We start from the raw sequence: 17,675 nt of genomic DNA, 5'->3' as shown, positions 1-17,675 counted from the left end.
GGTGCCCTCGGACCGACGTGCCGCACTCCCCCGTGCCGCCCTCCTCACGCTCTGGGGGAACGCCTACCTGTCGGGTGCCACGACGGTCGAGGACGCCGCGCTGCACGCAGTCGGGCCCGACGCGCTGCACCGAGTCCTCGGCGTGCCCGGCGAGGACGACGTCGTGCCGGTCGGCCTGGCACTCGGTCGGCTGCGCGCTGCGGGCGTGACGGCGCTGCGCGTGGTTCTGCCCGAGCCCGGCGACCCGGTGGGGCTCCCCGGCCCGCCCGCGGTGAACGCCGATGCCACGGCCGCTGGGGAGGCGGTGATCACGGTGACGGGCCCCGCCACGCCGCACTGGGCGCTGCTGCCGACGTCGGCGCCGAGCGAGGCAGGCGACGTGGTGCGCTGGGACGTGCGCGAGGTGGCGTACTCCGTGCACCCGCACGGCCTCCCGACCATGTCGGAGGCCGAGCGCGCGCTCGCCGACGCACTGCGCGACGCCACTGCGGCGCTCGTGTCGATGGACCTCGCACGGGGTCGCGACGACGTCGCGGGCAGGCTCCGCGGCGTGGAGAAGGACGTCTCGCGCATCGACCTGCCGCCGTCGCTGCCGGCTAGAGCCCAGCGCTCGGTCGTGCAGGCCGCGCGCCTGCTCGGCATCCTGCAGGTCGCCGCCTCGACCGAGGGCGCAGCCGTGACCGCAGCCGAGATCGCCGCTCGGGCCGAGACGCTCCGCCCGCTGCGGGCCGCGGCCCGGCACGCGCTGTGCGCCGCCTGCTCGGCGCAGGCCGAGCCCGAGCCTCCCCGGAAGGCCTGGCACTCCGATCGTTAGGCTCGGCGACGAGATGGACCACGACGCCGACGAGCAGCCGCGCACGCTCCTCATCACCCTCACCGGCCGCGACCGCCCGGGCGTGACCGCGACGCTCACCGGTGCGCTGGCGGCCCACGACCTCGAGATCCTCGACGCCGAGCAGGTCGTCATCCGCGGGCGACTCACTCTCGGAGTCCTCGTGGGGCCGACCGTCGAGCACGGCTCCGCGCTCGTGCTCGACGCCGCCGCGGACACTGCGCGCGAGGTCGCCGCGTCGCTGGAGATGGACGCCGATGTCGTGCTCGGCGCGGCCGAGCACGTCCCTGGCCGTCGCGGACGGCTGCTCGTCACGGTGCTCGGGCATCCGCTGCTGCCGTCCGCGCTGTCGGGCATCACGCGCCGCATCTCGGCGCTCGGGGGCAACATCGACCGCATCGTGCGCACCGCGGCGTACCCCGTGACAGCGATCGAGCTGTCGGTGTCGGGCGCCGACCAGCAGGAGCTGCGCGAGGCCCTGGCGGTCGAGTCGGCAGCGCTCGGGGTCGACGTCGCCGTCCAGCGTCGTGGCCTCCGCGGGCGGGGCACCTACCTCGTGGTGATGGACGTCGACTCGACTCTGATCCAGGACGAGGTGATCGAGCTCATCGCGCACCACGCCGGCTGCGAGGCCGAGGTGCGCGAGGTGACCGAGCGCGCGATGCGCGGCGAGCTCGACTTCGCCGAGTCGCTGCACGCCCGCGTGGCTCTGCTCGCCGGCGTGCCGGAGTCGGCACTGGCCGAGGTGCGCTCGGCTGTCCGCCTCACACCGGGCGCTCGCACCCTCGTGCGGACTCTGACGCGTCTCGGCTTCCGCGTGGCAGTCGTGTCCGGTGGCTTCTCCGCCGTCGTCGACCCGCTCGCCGAGGAGCTCGGCATCCACCACGCGCGCGCCAACGTGCTCGAGGTGGTCGACGGCGTGCTCACCGGCCGCGTGGTCGGGGCCGTGGTCGACCGCGCCGCCAAGGCCGAGGCGCTGCGCGAGTTCGCGGCGCTCGAGGGCATCCCGATGGACCGCACGGTAGCGATCGGCGACGGCGCCAACGACCTCGACATGCTCGCGGCCGCCGGGCTCGGGATCGCGTTCAACGCCAAGCCCGTCGTCCGTGCACAGGCCGACACCGGACTCACCGTGCCGTTCCTCGACCCCGTGCTCTACCTGCTCGGCATCACCCGCGAGGAGATCGAGCAGGCCGACGCCGAGGCCGGCACCCCGACCCCCGCTCCCCCGGTCCGTTGACCGACGGCCCCGAATCCTCGCCCAATACCCTGCATTAGGCTGCGCTTGCGGTTGCCGTTGCGGTTGCGGTCGCGTTCGCGTTCGCCTGAGGCCTCGGAGCAAGATGTAGTTGGTGCGGTGCATCTCTCGGGCTGGCTCGGCGACGCGCCGCTAGGCATTGCGGGGTTTGCCATGGTTGGGACAAGTACCGGAACTGGGACACTGGTGCGTGGCCACACACCGATCTTGTTCGTCGTCTGCCTAGTTGCTCTCGTAGGGATTGCGGCTGGTTGCGGCAGTTCGGAGTCGTGGGGTCCTACTCGCCCCGTGGGAGCCACCGTGCCCGCCACTATGGACCGCGTTTGGATGGAGTTCGGACCGAACCCGACGTCGCCCTCGGAGTACGGACTGGGATCAGCCAAGTTCACGGTCGCCGTCGATTCGATGCGCTGTGACTCCAGCGACTGCGTGGTGCAACTCCGAGTCAGGAACGAGGAATCCGTTCCCGCCCAGTACTCCTGCGAGCTAACCCAGGCAACCGACAGCACAGGTGCCTTGTACGGGTCCCTCACCGCAGGTCTGGGCAACACGGTCTCCGGATGTGACGCAACGACGATGCACGCTCCTGACATATGGGAGTCGGTCCCGGTGACCCTGTTCGACGCTGGCGGTCACACCCTCGTCACGTTGTCGGTGCCCGGCTATGGCAGCGTCTCGCTACCCTCAACGACGTAGTAGGTCACGCAATCCGGGCACTGCTGTCGCTCTAGACACAACGGAGAATCGCGCGCTTCCAGACCCCTCGCGGAAGCCGTCTCTTGACACAGAGGGGAACCGATATCACTCGCCTGGAATCAGGTCACGGCGATGCTCTACAGCGCGTGACCTAAGGGCATGACGATGGAACCCTGCATCTGATGGATGGGGCTCGCTGCGGTCATGCTGCCCTTCTTCAGGGCCGGGTTCGGACGGGGCTGGGGTCGGGTGGGTCGACGGTGAGCCAGGTCGGGCATCCCGGGTCGATGCCGGGGTTCTTCACGATGGTCCAGCCGCCCTCGTGCACCGCGTGGTGGTGCTTCGCGCACAACAGCGTGAGGTTGTCGAGGTCGGTGGCGCCGCCGTGCTCCCACTCGGTGATGTGGTGGGCCTCGCACCACCCGACCGCGATCCGGCAGCCGGGGAAGGCGCAGTGCCGGTCGCGGAGGTCCAGCGCGCGGCGCAGGCGGGGTGGGACGGTGCGGTAGCGGCGTCCCTCGTCCCAGACGTGGTGGCGGCGGCGCAGCAGCCGCGCGGAGCCGGGGTGCAGCTCGCAGCCGACGACGCCGTGGACGTGGCCGTGTCGTCCGTGGTGGGCAGCGCCGTGGCAGGGGATGCCGTCGTGGTGGTGGGCGTGCCGATCGGCGACGGACCCGGCTGTTGAGATCTCGGTGACTGAGGCGTCGCAGAGCATCCGTTTCACCGTGTCGGCGTTCACCAGCACCGGGCCGCTGACCCCGGGGACGGTCATCTCGGCGGGGAACCCCGCCTCGAGGTCGTCGACGCTGGTGGTGATGGTGACGTGCGGTCGGACGCCGTGGGCGCGGCCGACCATGCCGTTGGCCAGCCACAGCTGCACGAGGTGGTTCAACGACAGGGCGTCCTGGTGCGCGGCCGCGATCCGGCGGCGGCGCTCGTCGACCGCGGCGTCGCCGGTGGGCTGCTCGTCCGGGGTCAGGGATCCCGTGCGGTACTTCGCGTCGCGCATCCGATCGAGCAGCGTCTTGAGCGCGGCGCCGTCCTCCAGGGTGAGGGCACCCTTGATGACGAACTGGTCCCCGACCTGGGTCACGGTGAGGAACTGGCCGGCCATCGCCTCTTCCTTGCGGCGGGCAGCGGCCTCCGGGTCCAGGATCTCCCGCAGCACCGCGGCAGCGCCGCCGACCTCCTCGACCGAGCCCTGCTCCGCGATGGGGAGGAGGTAGTCCTCGCAGAACGCCCGCCACTGGACCCGGTCCTGGTCGGTCTTGTCCGCGATCGCCGCCTCCGACCCGCGCACCAGGGCAGCGGCCAGGTCCGGGGTGACCCGGCCCGCTACCAGCGCGACCCGGGTCGCGGCATACGACCGCAGCGTCCGCGCGCCGGAGACCACGCTGCCGGCCCTGCCCGGGGCCATGCCGGTGCGCTGGGTCAGGAACGCCGTCGTCGACCCGAACCCCGCCGACGCCAGCACCCCCGACGCATCCAGGCGATCCACCGCGACGGTCCCCAGGGCGTGGGCGGCGTCCCGCACCGCGAACAGCTCCGCCGTCAGCTCCGGCAGACCAGCGAGCTGCACCTCAGACACTGCACCCGAACCGGCCAGCACCGACGCCTCGCTCAGCAGACCCCGAGCACCCGCGACCAGGCGCGCGAGCTCCACCGCCGGATCGACGAAGGTGGCCTGGGACATGACCCCATCATGCCAACCACCTCCGACAACGCACCGACACCCGACAGGGGAAATCCACAGCAACCACAACCGAATCCGGCCGCACCCCGATTTGGTAGTGGGAACTCGCGCCCCGCCGCGACTTCCCACTACCAAATCGGCGGGGGCCTGAGCTGGGGGGGGGAACGCCTCCCCCGCGACGCGATGTGACACCCGAGCCGGGACGGTCCGACCTGAGCGACGAGATTCCTCGAGCGGTGTCGATACGCGCGGCTCCCGTTCGTACAGGATGTGGAGGCGGGCGTCGGGCCCGCACGGGCAGGAGGAGGACGACGTGGCCGAATACCTCATCCACTTCAACCAGCAGTGGGTCGGCGACCACCCCGCGGAGTGGTTCCGCTCGCGCGGCCCGCTCGCGATGGCGGTCGTCACCGAGATGGAGGCCCAGGGCGTCATGGTCTACACCGGCGGGCTCGTGGAGGAGATCGAGACGGCCGCCAGCGCCGACGCCACGAGCGGCGAGCTCCTCATCACCGACGGGCCGTACGCGGAGACCGAGGAGTTCCTCGGCGGCCTCGCCATCATCGAGGTGCCGGACGACGAGACCGCGCGCTACTGGGCCGGCCGCATCGCCGAGGCCTGCGGCTGGCCGCAGGAGGTGCGCCGCTTCAAGTCGCGGCCGGACGGCGCGACCGGCGTGCGCCGCTAGTCCGGCGCCTCAGCCGCGGGGCGCGACGAACGTCGCGAGGTGCGCGCTGCCGGCAGTCAGCTCGGCCCACGGCACGTGGACGTCGAGGACGGCGATCCCGCAGGTCGGGTACTTCAGCCGGATCGCCGCAGCGGCTTCCGGATCGGCGGTGCGCGCCAGGTGGTCGACGAGCGACTCGCAGCCGGGGTTGTGGCCCACGAGCACGGCCGTATGCACCCGCTCGGGCAGCTCGCGCAGCACCGTGACGAGCGTGCCGGTCGAGGCGTCGTAGACACGCGGGTCGATCGTCAGCGGCCCGGGCGAGTCCAGGTCGTAGCCCGCGGCGCCGATGTAGCCGAGCGGCCCGGCCGCGAGGGTCCAGGTGCCGCGCGTACGCCGAGCGCTCGAGACCACGACATGGTCGGGAAGCCCGACGTTCTCGCGCAGCCACGCACCCGACGCACGCGCGTCCCGCACACCGCGCTCGGCCAGCGGGCGGTCGTGGTCGACCACGCCGGGCGGGTACGCCGACTTCGCGTGACGGAGAACTACCAGGCGGCGGCTCACTGGGCGTGCGCCCTCTGGTGCAGCGCCTCGACCTGGTCGGCGGTGCCGACCACGATGAGCACGTCGCCGACGTCGAGCGGCCGGTTCGGGTCCGGGTTCGTCACGAACTTCCCTCGGCTGCGCAGAGCCAGCAGGATCGCGCTGCCCCCCTCCTCCGCGCGCGTGTCCGCGATGGTCGAGCCCACGAGGGGCGAGCCCGCGTGCACCTCGATGTCGGACAGGCGGAACTCGTGCCGACCCTCGTGCATCACCACGTCGAGGAAGTCCACGACGTCCGGCGAGTCGGCGAACGCTGCGATGCGGTTGCCGCCGATGCGCTGCGGGTTGACCACCCGGTCTGCGCCGGCCAGCAGGAACTTGGCCTCGGCGTCGTCGGTGCGGGAGCGCGCGATCACGAACAGGTCAGGATTCACGCTACGGGCGGTGAGCACCACGAAGACCGAGCCGGGGTCGTCGTCGAGCGAGGCCACGAGGGTCTTGGCGGTGCGGACGCCGGCGGCGCGGAGCACGTCGTCGTCGGTCGCGTCGCCGACCACGTGCGGGAGCGGGCACGACTCGAGCCGCGTCTCGCTCTGGTCGACCACCACCACCTCGACGCCGGAGGCGGCGAGCTGCTCGGCCGCCGCCCTGCCGACCCGTCCGTAGCCGCAGACGATCGCGTGACCCTCGAGCTGGTCGATGTCGCGTTGCATACGTCGCCGTCCCCACAGGTTGCCGAGCTGGCCTTCCATCACCAGCTCGAGGGTGAGCGTGAGTGCGTAGAGCACGGTGCCGACGCCCGCGAGGGCGACGATCATCGTGTAGATCTTGAGGCTGCTGTCGAACGGGACGACCTCGCGGAAGCCGATCGTCGTCACCGTGGTCACGGTCTGGTAGAGCGCGTCGAGCGCGTCCACCCCGAGCGCGATGTAGCCGATAGTGCCGACCACGATCACCGTCACGACGGACGACAGCGCCACCGCGAGACGCCGCGCATTCGCCGATCGGTAGCGGACAGGGCGCGCGACCACGCGGTCGTACTTCCGCTGACCTCTCACCACACGGGCCAGCATGCCGGACGGACGTACCGGGAGACGCGCCGACGGGGCGCGCCGGGGAGTGATGTGCGTCAGGCGCCCATCGCGTGCACGCCGCCGTCGACGTGGATGATCTCGGCGGTGGTCTTCGGGAACCAGTCCGACAGCAGCGCGACACAGGCGCGCGCGGCCGGCTCGGGGTCGCTCATGTCCCAGCCGATCGGGGCGCGGCTGCCGCCCCAGACCCCGTCGAACTCGTCGAAGCCCGGGATCGACTTGGCCGCGGTGGTCTTGATCGGGCCGGCGGCGACGAGGTTGACGCGGACGCCCTGCGGGCCGAGGTCGCGGGCGAGGTAGCGCGAGGTCGACTCGAAAGCAGCCTTGGCCACGCCCATCCAGTCGTACTTCGGCCAGGCGACCTGGGCGTCGAAGTCGAGGCCGACGACGGACGACGTGCGGCCCTCCCCCACCATCAGCGGCAGGCATGCGACGGCGAGCGACTTCAGCGAGAACGCCGACACGTGCACGGCGGTCGCGACGTCCTCCCACTGGGTGTGCAGGAAGTTGCCGCCCAGCGCGGCCTCCGGGGCGAAGCCGATCGAGTGCAGGACGCCGTCGAGCCCGTCGACGTGCTGGCGCAGGACGTCGGCCAGGCCCTCGAGCTGCTCGGGGTTCGTGACGTCGAGCTCGATGACCGGGGCCTCGGCCGGCAGCCGCTTGGCGATCCGCGTGGTGATCGACATCGCGCGGCCGAACGACGACAGGACGACGGTGGCGCCCTCCTGCTGCGCCAGGCGTGCGACGTGGAACGCGATCGACTGGTCGGTCAGCACGCCGGTGATCAGCAGCCGCTTGCCCTCGAGGATTCCCATGGTGGTCCTTCTGCTCGGACGGGTCAGTGACCCATGCCCAGGCCGCCGTCCACGGGGACGACGGCTCCGGTGATGTAGCCGGCAGCGTCGCCGGCGAGGAAGGTGACGACGCCGGCTATCTCGTCGGTGGAGGCGTAGCGGCCGAGCGGCACGGACCCGAGGATCTCGGTCTTGCGGTCCTCGCCGAGCACCGCGGTCATCTCGGTGTCGACGAACCCGGGCGCGACGACGTTGGCCGTGATCCCGCGGCTGCCGAGCTCACGGGCCAGCGAGCGGGCGAGACCGACGAGACCGGCCTTGGACGCCGCGTAGTTGGTCTGGCCGGCCGAGCCGAGCAGGCCGACGACGCTCGAGACGAACACGATGCGTCCGCGGCGCAGGCGCACCATCCCCTTGGCCGCCCGGCGCGCGACTCGGAGCGATCCGACCAGGTTGGTGTCGATGACGGCGTTCACGTCGTCGTCGCTCATCCGCATGATGAGCCCGTCGCGGGTGACGCCCGCGTTGGCCACGACGACCTCCACGGGGCCGAGCTCGGCCTCGATGCGGTCGAAGGCGGCGTCGATGCTCGCGGTGTCGGTGACGTCGGCCTGCACGACCAGCACGTCCGTGCCCTCGAGCTCGGCGGGCAGCTGGCCGTTGCGGGCGGTGATGGCGACCCTGTCGCCGAGCGCCACGAACGCCTGCGCGATCGCCAGGCCGATCCCCCGGTTGCCACCGGTCACCAGCACCACGCGGCTCACGCGCGCCTCCGTCGTCAGAAAGGGGCCGCGCTGCGCGGCCGCCACGGGCGAAACTAGCGGTTACCGGAGGGTATGGAGGAACCGCATCGCCGGTCGGGCCGGACTAGGGTCGGAGGCATGAGAGCGATCCAGGTGCGCAGCTTCGGGGGGCCCGAGGTCCTCGAGCCCGTCGTCCTCGCCGAGCCCCATGCCGGCCCCGGCGAGCTTCTGGTCCACGTGACCGGTGCCGGCGTCAACTTCGCCGACACCCACCAGATCGAGAACACCTACCTGTCCGGCAGCGAGCTGCCGTTCGTGCCCGGGTCCGAGGTGGTCGGCGTCGTCGACCCCGAGGGCTTCCCGCGGCGCGTCTGCGGCTTCGTGGCGCACGGCGGCGGCTACGCCGAGCGCGCCGTCGTCCGCAGCAACCTCGCCTTCGACGTCCCGGACGGCGTCAGCGATGCCGCGGCCCTCAGCCTGCTGGTGCAGGGGCTCACCGCGTGGCACCTCGTGAAGACCTGCGCCCGGGTGCAGCCCGGCGAGTCCGTCGTGGTCCACGCCGCGGCCGGTGGCGTCGGCAACCTCGCTGTCCAGCTCGCCAAGCAGGCCGGTGCCGGTCGCGTCATCGCGACGGCGTCGTCGCAGGACAAGATCGACCTCGCGCTCGACCTCGGCGCCGACGTCGGCGTCGTCGGCAGCCCCGAGGCGCACCCGCGCGACATCGAGCACCTCCTCATGGACGCGAACGGCGGCGGAAAGGTCGACGTGGTGTTCGAGATGGTCGGCGGCACGACCTTCGACGGGAGCCTGATGGCGCTCGCGCCGTTCGGCCGACTGGTCACCTACGGGATGGCGAGCCGCACCGCGCCGCACCCCGTCTCGCCCGGCAACCTCCTGGTGGGGTCGCACTCGATCATCGGCTTCTGGCTCGTCGACGCCATGCACCCGAAGCGCGCGCGCACGATGATCGTCGAGCCCCTCGCCGAGCTCGTGGCCATGGTCGCCGACAAACGGCTTCGGCCGCTGGCCGGTCACACCTACGCTCTGTCCCACGCACGTCAGGCCCACGAGGACCTGCGCGCCCGACGCACCACGGGCAAGGTCGTCCTCGACCCGACCCTGGACGGAGACCGCGCGTGACCCACGAGGTCGACAGCGAGTTCCTCGCCCTCCCCCTCGACGCCTGCGCCGACGCCGCTCTCGAGCGGGCGCGCTCGCTCGGTGCGGCGCACGCAGACCTGCGCATCGTCTCGACCCTGACGACCTACCAGAAGCTGCGCGACGCCCAGGTCGAGGGCTCGAGCCACGACGACGACAACGGCATGTCGGTCCGCGTACTGGTGGACGGCTGCTGGGGCTTCGCGGCTTCGGACGTGATCGAGCCCGCCGCCGCTGCGACGCTCGCGTCCCGGGCGGTGGCGATGGCCCGCATCAGCGCACCGCTCGCGACCGCGCGCGTCGAGCTCGCGCCCGAGCCGGTGCACATCGGCTCGTGGGTGTCGTCGTACGTCGTCGACCCGTTCTCGGTCGCCGAGGGCGAGCGCGTGGCGCTGCTGGCCGACCGCAGCCGCGGCGTGATGGCCCACGAGGCCGTGGCGCACGTGACGGCGGCGCTGCACGCGGTGAAGGAGCGCACCTTCTACGCCGACCTCGCCGGCAGCCGCACGGTGCAGCAGCGGGTGCGGCTCGAGTCGGACGTCACCGCGCTCGCCGTCGATCCGTCGACCGGCGCGTTCGAGACCATGTCGACCACCGCTCCCCCGTCGGGCCGTGGCTGGGAGTACGTCACGGGCGACGTCACCGACGTCGGCGGTGCGCGCCGCTGGGACTGGGACGCCGAGATCGCGGCGCTGCCGACGTACCTCGCGGAGAAGCTGGCAGCGCCGTCGGTCGAGCCGGGCAGGTACGACCTGCTCATCCACCCGACGAACCTCTGGCTCACGATCCACGAGTCGATCGGTCACGCCACCGAGCTCGACCGTGCGCTCGGCTACGAGGCCAACTACGCCGGCACGTCGTTCGCCACGCCCGACAAGCTCGGCACGCTGAAGTACGGCGTTCCCGGCATGCGTGTCACCGGCGACCGCGTGGTGGAGCACGGGCTGTCGACCGTCGGCTGGGACGACGAGGGCGTGGCCGGGCAGACGTGGGACCTGATCGATCGCGGCATCCTCGTCGGCTACCAGCTCGACCGTGCGATGGCGCACGAGCACGGACTCGACCGATCGAACGGCTGCGCGTACGCCGACAGCGCAGTGCACACGGCGATCCAGCGCATGCCCAACGTGTCGCTGCAGCCGGCGCCGGACGGGCCGACCCTCGAGCAGCTGGTCGAGGGGGTCGAGGACGGCATCTACGTCGTCGGCGACAAGTCGTGGTCGATCGACATGCAGCGCTTCAACTTCCAGTTCACCGGGCAGCGGTTCCACCGGATCCGCAACGGCCGCATCGAGGGCCAGCTGAAGGATGTCGCCTACCAGGCGACGACCACCGACTTCTGGGGCTCGATGAAGGCGATCGGCGGCGAGTCGACGTACCTCCTCGGCGGCGCGTTCAACTGCGGCAAGGGCCAGCCGGGCCAGGTCGCGGCGGTGTCGCACGGGTGCCCGGCCGCGGTGTTCGAGCAGGTCAACGTGCTCAACTCGGCGAAGGAGGCGGGACGGTGATCGCGCCCCAGGATCTCGTCGAGCGAGCGCTTGCCGCGTCCACGTCCCGCGGCTGCATCGTGCTGGTCCAGGCACGCAGCATCGCCAACCTCCGCTGGGCACGCAGCACGCTCACCACGAACGGCGAGACGCTCGGCACGACCGTCACGGTGATCGCGATCGTCGATGTCGAGGGCGGTATCGCGTCGGGCTCGGTCACCGTCAGCGCGCCGTCGCTGGAGTCGTTGCCCGCGCTGGTGCGGCGCGCCGAGCTCATGGCGCTCGAGGACGGACCGGCCGAGGATGCGGCCGAGCTCGTGCGCGACGTCGCCGCCTCGGCCGACTGGGCCGACGCGCCCGCCGTCGAGACGGCGGAGTCGTTCGCCACGATCGCCCCCGGCCTCGGCGAGGTGCTGGCCGCGGGCCGTAGGGACGGCGTCGAGCACTTCGGGTACGCCGAGCAGAGCATGTGCACCAACTACCTCGGCACGAGCACCGGCGTCCGCCTGCGGTTCACCGACTCCGAGGGGCGCATCGAGCTCACGGGCAAGAGCCACGAGCGCACGCGCTCGGCCTGGGTGGGCCGCGCCGGCCGCACGCTGCACGGCGTCGACCTGTCCGTGCTCGATGCCGAGGTGCGGCAGGGCCTCGCGTGGCAGGAGCGCTCGGTCGACGTCGAGGCCGGGCGTCACCGCGCGCTGCTCACGCCGAGCGCGGTGTCCGACCTGATGATCGACCTCTACTGGTCGTCGGCCGCGCTCATGGCGCACGAGGGGCAGTCGGTCTGGAGCCGCCGCGGCGGCGGCACGCGCGTCGGCGAGAGCGTGGCCGATCCGCGCGTGACGCTGTCGTCCGACCCGTCATGGGCCGGTCAGGAGGCGCAGCCGTTCCTCATCACGACCGCGTCGTCGCCGTACGGCAGCGTCTTCGACAACGGCATGCCCGTCCCGGCGACGCGGTGGATCGACACCGGTGTGCTGTCGAGCCTCATCACCTCGCGGCACACGGCCGCAGTCACCGGCCTGGGCTTCCAGCCGGCCGCGGACAACCTGCGGCTCGACGTCGAGGGCGGCAGCGGCTCGCTCGCCGACCTCGTGGCGCGCACCGACGACGGCCTGCTCGTCACGTGCACCTGGTACAACCGCACGGTCGACGCGCAGACCGGTCTCCTCACCGGCCTCACGCGCGACGGCGTCTACGTCGTACGCCGTGGCGAGGTCGTGGGTGCCGCGACGAACTTCCGGTTCAACGAGTCGCCGCTGGCGCTGCTCTCGCGCATCCGCGACGCCGGTGCGCCCGTGCCCACGCTGGCGCGCGAGATGGGCGACTACTTCAACCGCGCCGTGATGCCGCCGCTGCTCGTCGACGACTTCAACTTCAGCACCGTCTCCCAGGCCTCGTAGCTGCCGTGTTCGGGATGAAGGCTGGGCCCCCGCCGGGCCACAAGGGCCGAAGGACGGCCCGGTAGGGGACTTCATCTCCCTGAGCCGAACAAGTTCCGGCCATCACGGCACGGGCGTGAGTCGCCGCCGGATGGGTTCATGAAGGCCGGATTGGTTGCGCTCTGAGCAACGAAGGGCCCCTTCATCGCACACGCATTCGTCGCGAACCGGGTGAGCTAGCGGGCGGTGCGCCAGGGGCCGGGCGAGGGGCGGCTGGTGTCCCAGAGCTCGGTCTCGGTGCCGCAGACGCGCAGGCCTCGGGCCTGGTAGTTCGACAGCGCGGCCTCGGAGTCGAGCTCGCTGGTGTGCACCCAGACGCGCGTGGTGCCCTCGACCGCCCAGGCTCGTTCGATCGCGCGGGTCAGCAGCCAGCCGCCGAGGCCGAGCCCGGCGTACGACGGGAGCAGGCCGAAGTACGCGATCTCGACGCTGCCCGGGCCGCCCGAGGACCGGTCGAGCTCGACGTATCCCGCGGGCACTCCGTCGACGACGGCGTACCAGAGCTCGTGGCCGGGGGCGCTGACCCAGGCGAGCCACTGGTCGTACGTCCACTCGATGCGGTCGAGCCAGTACCAGTCGCCGCCCACGGCGCGGTAGAAGTAGCGCGACAGCTCCGGCGCCGGCCGGCCGGCGCGCACGAACGAGGCCTCCACCCGCGGTTCACGGGCGGGGGTGAGCTCGGCCGGGTCGGTCATCTCCAGGTGCGTGATCCGCACCTCGCGCACGCCGGGCCCGGGGGCGTCGACGCGGGTCACGCGTCCTCGAGGCGGAACCCGACCTTCATGCCCACCTGGAAGTGCTCGACGTTGCCCTCGCGCAGCTGGCCGCGGATCTCGGTGACCTCGAACCAGTCGAGGTGGCGCAGCGTCTGCGACGCCCGGCCGAGGCCGTTGCGGATGGCGTCCTCGAGCCCTTCGGTGGAGGTGCCGACGATCTCGGTGACGCGGTAGGTGCGGTTGCTCATGCCCGCATCCTGCCGCAGCCGCCCCTCCGGTGGTCAGGCGGGACGTCGAGGTTCCGCGGTGCGGCACGGATCACGTCCGATCCGCCCGGGCCACCGGATGCCGGGCCCTCGTGTCGGCCGTACGGTAGGCGGGTGCTGGACAAGCCCGCCCGCGAGGAGGTGCACCGCATCACCGATGCGGGCGCCGGGCTCTCGGACGACCAGTCGGGCCGCACCCGCCGCTACCTGTGGTCGATGGGCATCCGCACGGCCTGCTTCGTCGGTGCGGTGATCGCTCCCTCGCCCTGGCGCTGGTTCCTGGTAGCGGGCGCCGTCTTCCTGCCGTACGTCGCTGTGATCATGGCGAACGCCGGGCGCGAGCGCAGCGACCGCGAGGGGTTCACGGTCGCGATGAAGCCGACGCGCCGGATGCTCGGCCGCGGCAGCTCCTGAGCGGCGCTCAGCCGCCGATCGCGGACATCGGCCGGTCGGGCTGGACGAACCCGGGGTCGCCGATTCCGTGCCCCGCCTTCTTCACGGCCATCGCGCCGAGGAACACCGCGGCGATGTCCTCGTCGGTGCCGCCGTTGCGGACGATGTCGCGGATCGGGTGCTCGTCGCGGGCGAACAGGCAGTTGCGCACCGCGCCGTCGGCCGTGAGGCGGACCCGGTCGCACGCCGCGCAGAAGGGCCGCGTCACCGAGCCGATGATCCCTACGGTGCCGAGGTCGGCGCCGTCGAGGGAGCGCACGCGGAACTTCTCGGCGGGCTGGCTGCCCCGGGGCACGTCATCGGCCACGAGGTCGTAGGTGGTCGCCAGCAGCGCCAGGATCTCGTCGGCGGCGATCATCTCGGCGCGGGTCCAGGCGTGCTGGGCGTCGAGCGGCATCTGCTCGATGAACCGCAGCTCGTAGCCGCGCTCGAGGCAGAAGGTGAGCAGGTCGACGGCCTCGACGTCGTTGACTCCGCGCATGAGCACGGCGTTGACCTTCACGGGGGTGAGACCGGCTGCCGCGGCGGCCTCGAGCCCGCGGAACACGTCGTCGATCCGGGGGCGCCGGGTGAGCTCCTTGAACCGGTCGGCGTCGAGCGTGTCGAGCGAGACGTTGACCCGGTGCAGGCCCGCCTCCTTCAGGTCGGCGGCGACGGCGGCCAGCCCGATCCCGTTGGTGGTCAGCGACATGCGCGGCGACGACGGATGGGCGGCGATGTCGCGCACGATGCGCGGCAGGCTCGGCCGCAGCAGCGGCTCCCCGCCGGTGAACCGGATGTCGGTCACCCCGAGGTCGACGGCGACGCGGATGACGCGCACGAGCTCGTCGTCGGTCAGCAGCGTGTCGCTCGGCAGCCAGGGCAGGCCCTCGGCGGGCATGCAGTAGGTGCACCGCAGGTTGCAGCGGTCGGTGAGCGACACACGGAGGTCCGTGGCCACCCGTCCGAACCCGTCGACGAGACGCATGCGGTCAGACTAGGTGCCCGTGGGCCGTACCGCCCTCCCGGCTCCGCAGTGGGTGACGAGCCCTCCGCACCTGCGGAGCCACCGCCTCGCCGATCCCGCGGATGAGGACACGGGCTTCGCCGCTTAGGCTCTGGACGTGGGCAGATACGCGTTCCTGCGCCAGCCGCGGTGGCTGGCCCTCGGCTTCCTCGTACTGCTCGTGCTGCCCTCGTTCATCCTGCTGTCGCGCTGGCAGCTGAGCCGGCTCGACGACCGCCGGTACTTCAACGACCTGGTCACCACGCACAGCGCCGCGGCGCCCGTCCCGGTCGACTCGGTCATGCGTGCCGGCGACCCGCTCGATGCCGTCGGGGACGACCAGCGCTGGTTCCCCGTCACCGCCACCGGGCGGTACGACGCCGGCTCGACCGTCCTGGTGCGCAAGCGGCCGCTCGAGGGCAAGAACGGCTTCTGGGTGGTGACCCCGCTGGTGACCAGCTCCGGGTCGGTGCTCGTGGTGAACCGCGGCTGGATCGCGGCTGACGGATCGGCCAGCGCCGCCCAGGCCGTGCCGGCGCCGCCTACGGGCGAGATCACGCTCACCGGGCGGCTCCAGCCGTCGGAGGCCGCCCCCGACGTCCAGCCCGGCGACCTCCCTGCGGGACAGATCACCGACCTGTCCGTGCCCCTGGTGGCGGGCGGCGCGTCGGCGTACCCCGGCTACGTGACCCTGGTGGAGTCCTCCCCCGCCGACAGCGCCGATCTGCGCCCGATCCCCCTCCCGGACCTGTCCGACGGCCCGCACCTGTCGTACGCCGTGCAGTGGGTGTTCTTCGCCGGTGTCGCGGTCGTCGGGTTCGTGCTCCTGATCCGTCGTGAGTCGGAGTACGCGGCGGCCGAGGCCGCCCTCGCGACCGACGGCACACCGACAGGACCCCCGCAGCCGACCGGGTCCATCGACTGAACCGGTGACTCTGCGTCCACTTCCTGGGGCCGCGCCGTAGCGCAAAGCGACGACTAGTCACCCGTTCGGCCGCGTGGCACGGTGCCGACGGCCCGATACCGGGGCAGACTGCGGACATGGACCTGGGACTTCACGACCGCGTGTTCGTCGTCACCGGGGGCTCTCGCGGCCTCGGGCTCGCCTCCGCGCGGGCCCTCGTCGCCGAGGGCGCCCAGGTCGTGATCTGCGCGCGCGACCAGCAGGGCATCGACGAGGCGATCGCCGAGCTCGGCTCGTCGTCTGCCGTGGGAGTGCCCGCGGACCTGGCCGACAGCGCCTCGGCAGAGCGGGTCGTGGCCGCCGCGGTAGCCCGCTTCGGCCGCCTCGACGGCGCCCTGATCAGCGTCGGCGGTCCCGCCGCCGGTACGCCGATGACCACGGACGACGAGACGTGGCGGATCTCGTTCGAGACCGTCTTCCTCGGCGCTCTGCGCGTGGCCCGGGCGACCGCGAACGCGATGAGCCCCGAGCCCCACAACGTCGCCGGCGCCGGCGGCTCGATCGCACTGATCCTGTCGTCGTCCGCCCGCGAGATCGTCCCGGGTCTCACCACGAGCAACGGCCTCCGACCCGGCCTCGCGATGATGGTCAAGGACCTCGCGGACGAGCTCGGCCCGCGCGGCATCCGCGTCAACGGGATCCTTCCCGGCCGTCTCGCGACCGACCGCATGTTCGCGGTCGACGCCCGCCTGGGTGCGCCCGACATGGTGCGTCGTCGCAACGAGGCCGCGATCCCGCTCGGCCGCTACGGCGAGCCCGACGAGCTCGGCAGGGTGGCCGCGTTCCTGCTCTCCCCCGCCGCCTCGTACGTCTCCGGGAGCCTCGTCCCGGTCGACGGCGGAATGCTGCGAAGCCTGTAGCCGCACGTCCATACTCGGACGATGCCCGCCACCCCCGGCACGATCGACGACTACCTGGCTGCGCAGCCCGATGCCGTCCGCGCCGCCCTGCAGGACATCCGTGCCGTGGTGCACGAGGTGCTCCCCGGTGCCACCGAGCGCATCAGCTACGGCATGCCGACCTTCGACCTCGACGGCTCCACCGTCGTCCATGTCGCCGGCTGGGCGAAGCACGTGAGCATCTATCCGACCCCGGCATCGCCGCCGGAGCTGGTCGAGGAGCTCGCGCCGCTCTCGTCCGGGCGCGGCACCACCAAGCTGGTCCTGAAGGACGGCATCGACCTCGAGCTGGTACGCCGCATCGTCCGAGCACTGGCCGCCGAACGCGCGGCCTGATCACTCTCCGGGGGAACCATGAAGTCCCCTGTCCTGCCTGCCTGCGCACTGGCCGTCAGCCTCGTCCTCGCCGGCTGCGGGGCGTCGTCGAGCGACGGCGGCGCGACCGGCGCACCGACCTCCAGCACCACGTCCAGTGCAGCGCCGACCCCGACCAGCGCGTCGCCGACCGCCTCTGCGAGCAGCAGCCCGGCTCCGTCGATCACCACCATCCCGGACTCCGACCTGCCGCAGATCGACGGCTTCGAGTACGTCTCCGACGGGATCGACGACGACGCGCTGCTGAAGCAGATGGGCGGCGCCTCCGACGACGACCCGCGCATGGAGGGTGCCGTGGTGCGCGCCATCGCGGCCGACGGCGAGGTGGGCGGCGTGATCACCATGCTGCGCGCGGAGCGGGACTTCACCGCCACCGAGGCGCGCAATGCGGCGATCGATGCGGCCGCCGGCTTCGCCATGCTGAAGCGTGCGGACAAGGCGACCGTGTCGGGCGAGACGGTATGGAAGACCACCCGCAAGGGCGCGCCCCCGCTGTACGCCATGGCGTGGGCGTACGGAGACTCCGTGTACCTGCTCGCCACGGCGTCGGCCAAGGACACCAAGACCGTGATGGCGGCGGTCATCCTCGCTCTGAGCAGCTAGGAGG

General features: G+C 72.1%; 19 protein-coding genes. 11 read left to right on the top strand and 8 right to left on the bottom strand.

Annotated elements, in window-relative coordinates:
- Nucleotide 1 precedes the first annotated feature (1 nt).
- Complete coding sequence (locus ACFQGU_RS11305) at nucleotides 2–814, top strand: hypothetical protein (RefSeq protein ID WP_386766705.1); 813 nt, start codon at nucleotides 2–4, stop codon at nucleotides 812–814.
- Between the two features lie 13 nt (nucleotides 815–827).
- Nucleotides 828–2,072: a phosphoserine phosphatase SerB gene (gene serB / locus ACFQGU_RS11300; protein WP_386766703.1), complete on the top strand. Its 1,245-nt coding sequence runs from the start codon at nucleotides 828–830 to the stop codon at nucleotides 2,070–2,072.
- A 931-nt stretch (nucleotides 2,073–3,003) separates the two neighbouring features.
- Here serB and ACFQGU_RS11295 read toward each other — a convergent pair.
- Complete coding sequence (locus tag ACFQGU_RS11295) at nucleotides 3,004–4,479, bottom strand: HNH endonuclease signature motif containing protein (RefSeq protein ID WP_386766702.1); 1,476 nt, start codon at nucleotides 4,477–4,479, stop codon at nucleotides 3,004–3,006.
- A gap of 313 nt (nucleotides 4,480–4,792) precedes the next feature.
- Here ACFQGU_RS11295 and ACFQGU_RS11290 point away from each other — a divergent pair, with 313 nt between their 5' ends.
- Entirely contained in the window at nucleotides 4,793–5,167 is a 375-nt protein-coding gene (locus tag ACFQGU_RS11290) for a YciI family protein (RefSeq protein WP_386766700.1), read from the top strand.
- 9 nt (nucleotides 5,168–5,176) lie between these two features.
- Here ACFQGU_RS11290 and ACFQGU_RS11285 read toward each other — a convergent pair whose 3' ends face one another.
- The 4 genes from ACFQGU_RS11285 to fabG all read right to left on the bottom strand — a co-directional run bounded on the left by ACFQGU_RS11285 (nucleotide 5,177) and on the right by fabG (nucleotide 8,344).
- Nucleotides 5,177–5,713, bottom strand: coding sequence for a SixA phosphatase family protein (locus ACFQGU_RS11285; protein ID WP_386766698.1), 537 nt, complete (start codon nucleotides 5,711–5,713; stop codon nucleotides 5,177–5,179).
- Complete coding sequence (locus tag ACFQGU_RS11280) at nucleotides 5,710–6,750, bottom strand: potassium channel family protein (protein ID WP_386766697.1); 1,041 nt, start codon at nucleotides 6,748–6,750, stop codon at nucleotides 5,710–5,712. The genes ACFQGU_RS11285 and ACFQGU_RS11280 overlap by 4 nt, the downstream gene beginning before the upstream one ends.
- Before the next feature lie 71 nt (nucleotides 6,751–6,821).
- A complete protein-coding gene (gene fabI, locus ACFQGU_RS11275; RefSeq protein ID WP_386766695.1) occupies nucleotides 6,822–7,601 on the bottom strand; it encodes an enoyl-ACP reductase FabI in 780 nt (259 codons plus the stop codon).
- A 23-nt stretch (nucleotides 7,602–7,624) separates the two neighbouring features.
- Nucleotides 7,625–8,344 carry a 3-oxoacyl-ACP reductase FabG gene (gene fabG, locus ACFQGU_RS11270; protein WP_386766693.1) on the bottom strand — a complete coding sequence of 240 codons (720 nt, stop codon included), beginning with the start codon at nucleotides 8,342–8,344 and terminating at the stop codon, nucleotides 7,625–7,627.
- Nucleotides 8,345–8,461: 117 nt separating this feature from the next.
- On the opposite strand from fabG, the gene ACFQGU_RS11265 reads away from it, so the two are divergent.
- Genes ACFQGU_RS11265 through ACFQGU_RS11255 form a run of 3 tightly spaced genes read left to right on the top strand, consistent with a single transcriptional unit; the run spans nucleotide 8,462 to nucleotide 12,371 of the window.
- Nucleotides 8,462–9,463 (top strand): quinone oxidoreductase family protein, encoded by a 1,002-nt coding sequence (locus ACFQGU_RS11265; RefSeq protein ID WP_386766691.1) that lies wholly within the window; start codon nucleotides 8,462–8,464, stop codon nucleotides 9,461–9,463.
- Nucleotides 9,460–10,989, top strand: coding sequence for a TldD/PmbA family protein (locus ACFQGU_RS11260; protein WP_386766689.1), 1,530 nt, complete (start codon nucleotides 9,460–9,462; stop codon nucleotides 10,987–10,989). The genes ACFQGU_RS11265 and ACFQGU_RS11260 overlap by 4 nt, the downstream gene beginning before the upstream one ends.
- Nucleotides 10,986–12,371, top strand: coding sequence for a metallopeptidase TldD-related protein (locus ACFQGU_RS11255; protein WP_386766687.1), 1,386 nt, complete (start codon nucleotides 10,986–10,988; stop codon nucleotides 12,369–12,371). Before ACFQGU_RS11260 ends, ACFQGU_RS11255 begins: the two co-directional genes overlap by 4 nt.
- A 215-nt stretch (nucleotides 12,372–12,586) precedes the next feature.
- Here ACFQGU_RS11255 and ACFQGU_RS11250 read toward each other — a convergent pair whose 3' ends face one another.
- Together ACFQGU_RS11250 and ACFQGU_RS11245 are read right to left on the bottom strand one after the other, a co-directional pair.
- Entirely contained in the window at nucleotides 12,587–13,165 is a 579-nt protein-coding gene (locus ACFQGU_RS11250; RefSeq protein ID WP_386766685.1) for a GNAT family N-acetyltransferase, read from the bottom strand.
- Complete coding sequence (locus tag ACFQGU_RS11245; RefSeq protein WP_386766683.1) at nucleotides 13,162–13,374, bottom strand: dodecin; 213 nt, start codon at nucleotides 13,372–13,374, stop codon at nucleotides 13,162–13,164. Before ACFQGU_RS11245 ends, ACFQGU_RS11250 begins: the two co-directional genes overlap by 4 nt.
- 132 nt (nucleotides 13,375–13,506) lie before the next feature.
- Between ACFQGU_RS11245 and ACFQGU_RS11240 the strand changes: the two genes are divergently transcribed.
- The gene (locus ACFQGU_RS11240; protein ID WP_386766681.1) at nucleotides 13,507–13,806 is read left to right on the top strand and encodes a DUF3099 domain-containing protein; all 300 of its coding nucleotides are present in this window, start codon (nucleotides 13,507–13,509) and stop codon (nucleotides 13,804–13,806) included.
- A 7-nt stretch (nucleotides 13,807–13,813) separates the two neighbouring features.
- On the opposite strand, the gene moaA is transcribed toward ACFQGU_RS11240, so the two are convergent.
- The gene (gene moaA, locus ACFQGU_RS11235) at nucleotides 13,814–14,812 is read right to left on the bottom strand and encodes a GTP 3',8-cyclase MoaA (protein WP_386766679.1); all 999 of its coding nucleotides are present in this window, start codon (nucleotides 14,810–14,812) and stop codon (nucleotides 13,814–13,816) included.
- Between the two features lie 136 nt (nucleotides 14,813–14,948).
- Here moaA and ACFQGU_RS11230 point away from each other — a divergent pair, with 136 nt between their 5' ends.
- The 4 genes from ACFQGU_RS11230 (at nucleotide 14,949) to ACFQGU_RS11215 (ending at nucleotide 17,671) form a co-directional block, all read left to right on the top strand.
- On the top strand, nucleotides 14,949–15,755 hold the full coding sequence (locus tag ACFQGU_RS11230) for an SURF1 family cytochrome oxidase biogenesis protein (RefSeq protein WP_386766677.1): 807 nt from the start codon (nucleotides 14,949–14,951) through the stop codon (nucleotides 15,753–15,755).
- A gap of 116 nt (nucleotides 15,756–15,871) precedes the next feature.
- Nucleotides 15,872–16,654, top strand: coding sequence for an SDR family oxidoreductase (locus tag ACFQGU_RS11225; protein WP_386766676.1), 783 nt, complete (start codon nucleotides 15,872–15,874; stop codon nucleotides 16,652–16,654).
- 21 nt (nucleotides 16,655–16,675) lie between these two features.
- Nucleotides 16,676–17,029: an iron chaperone gene (locus tag ACFQGU_RS11220; protein WP_386766674.1), complete on the top strand. Its 354-nt coding sequence runs from the start codon at nucleotides 16,676–16,678 to the stop codon at nucleotides 17,027–17,029.
- Nucleotides 17,030–17,047: 18 nt separating this feature from the next.
- Complete coding sequence (locus tag ACFQGU_RS11215) at nucleotides 17,048–17,671, top strand: hypothetical protein (protein WP_386766672.1); 624 nt, start codon at nucleotides 17,048–17,050, stop codon at nucleotides 17,669–17,671.
- Nucleotides 17,672–17,675 lie beyond the last annotated feature (4 nt).

This window comes from Longivirga aurantiaca (assembly GCF_042660085.1).
GTDB classification, from domain to species: domain Bacteria; phylum Actinomycetota; class Actinomycetes; order S36-B12; family CAIYMF01; genus Longivirga; species Longivirga aurantiaca.
This window is presented reverse-complemented; position numbering and strand designations above follow the sequence as displayed.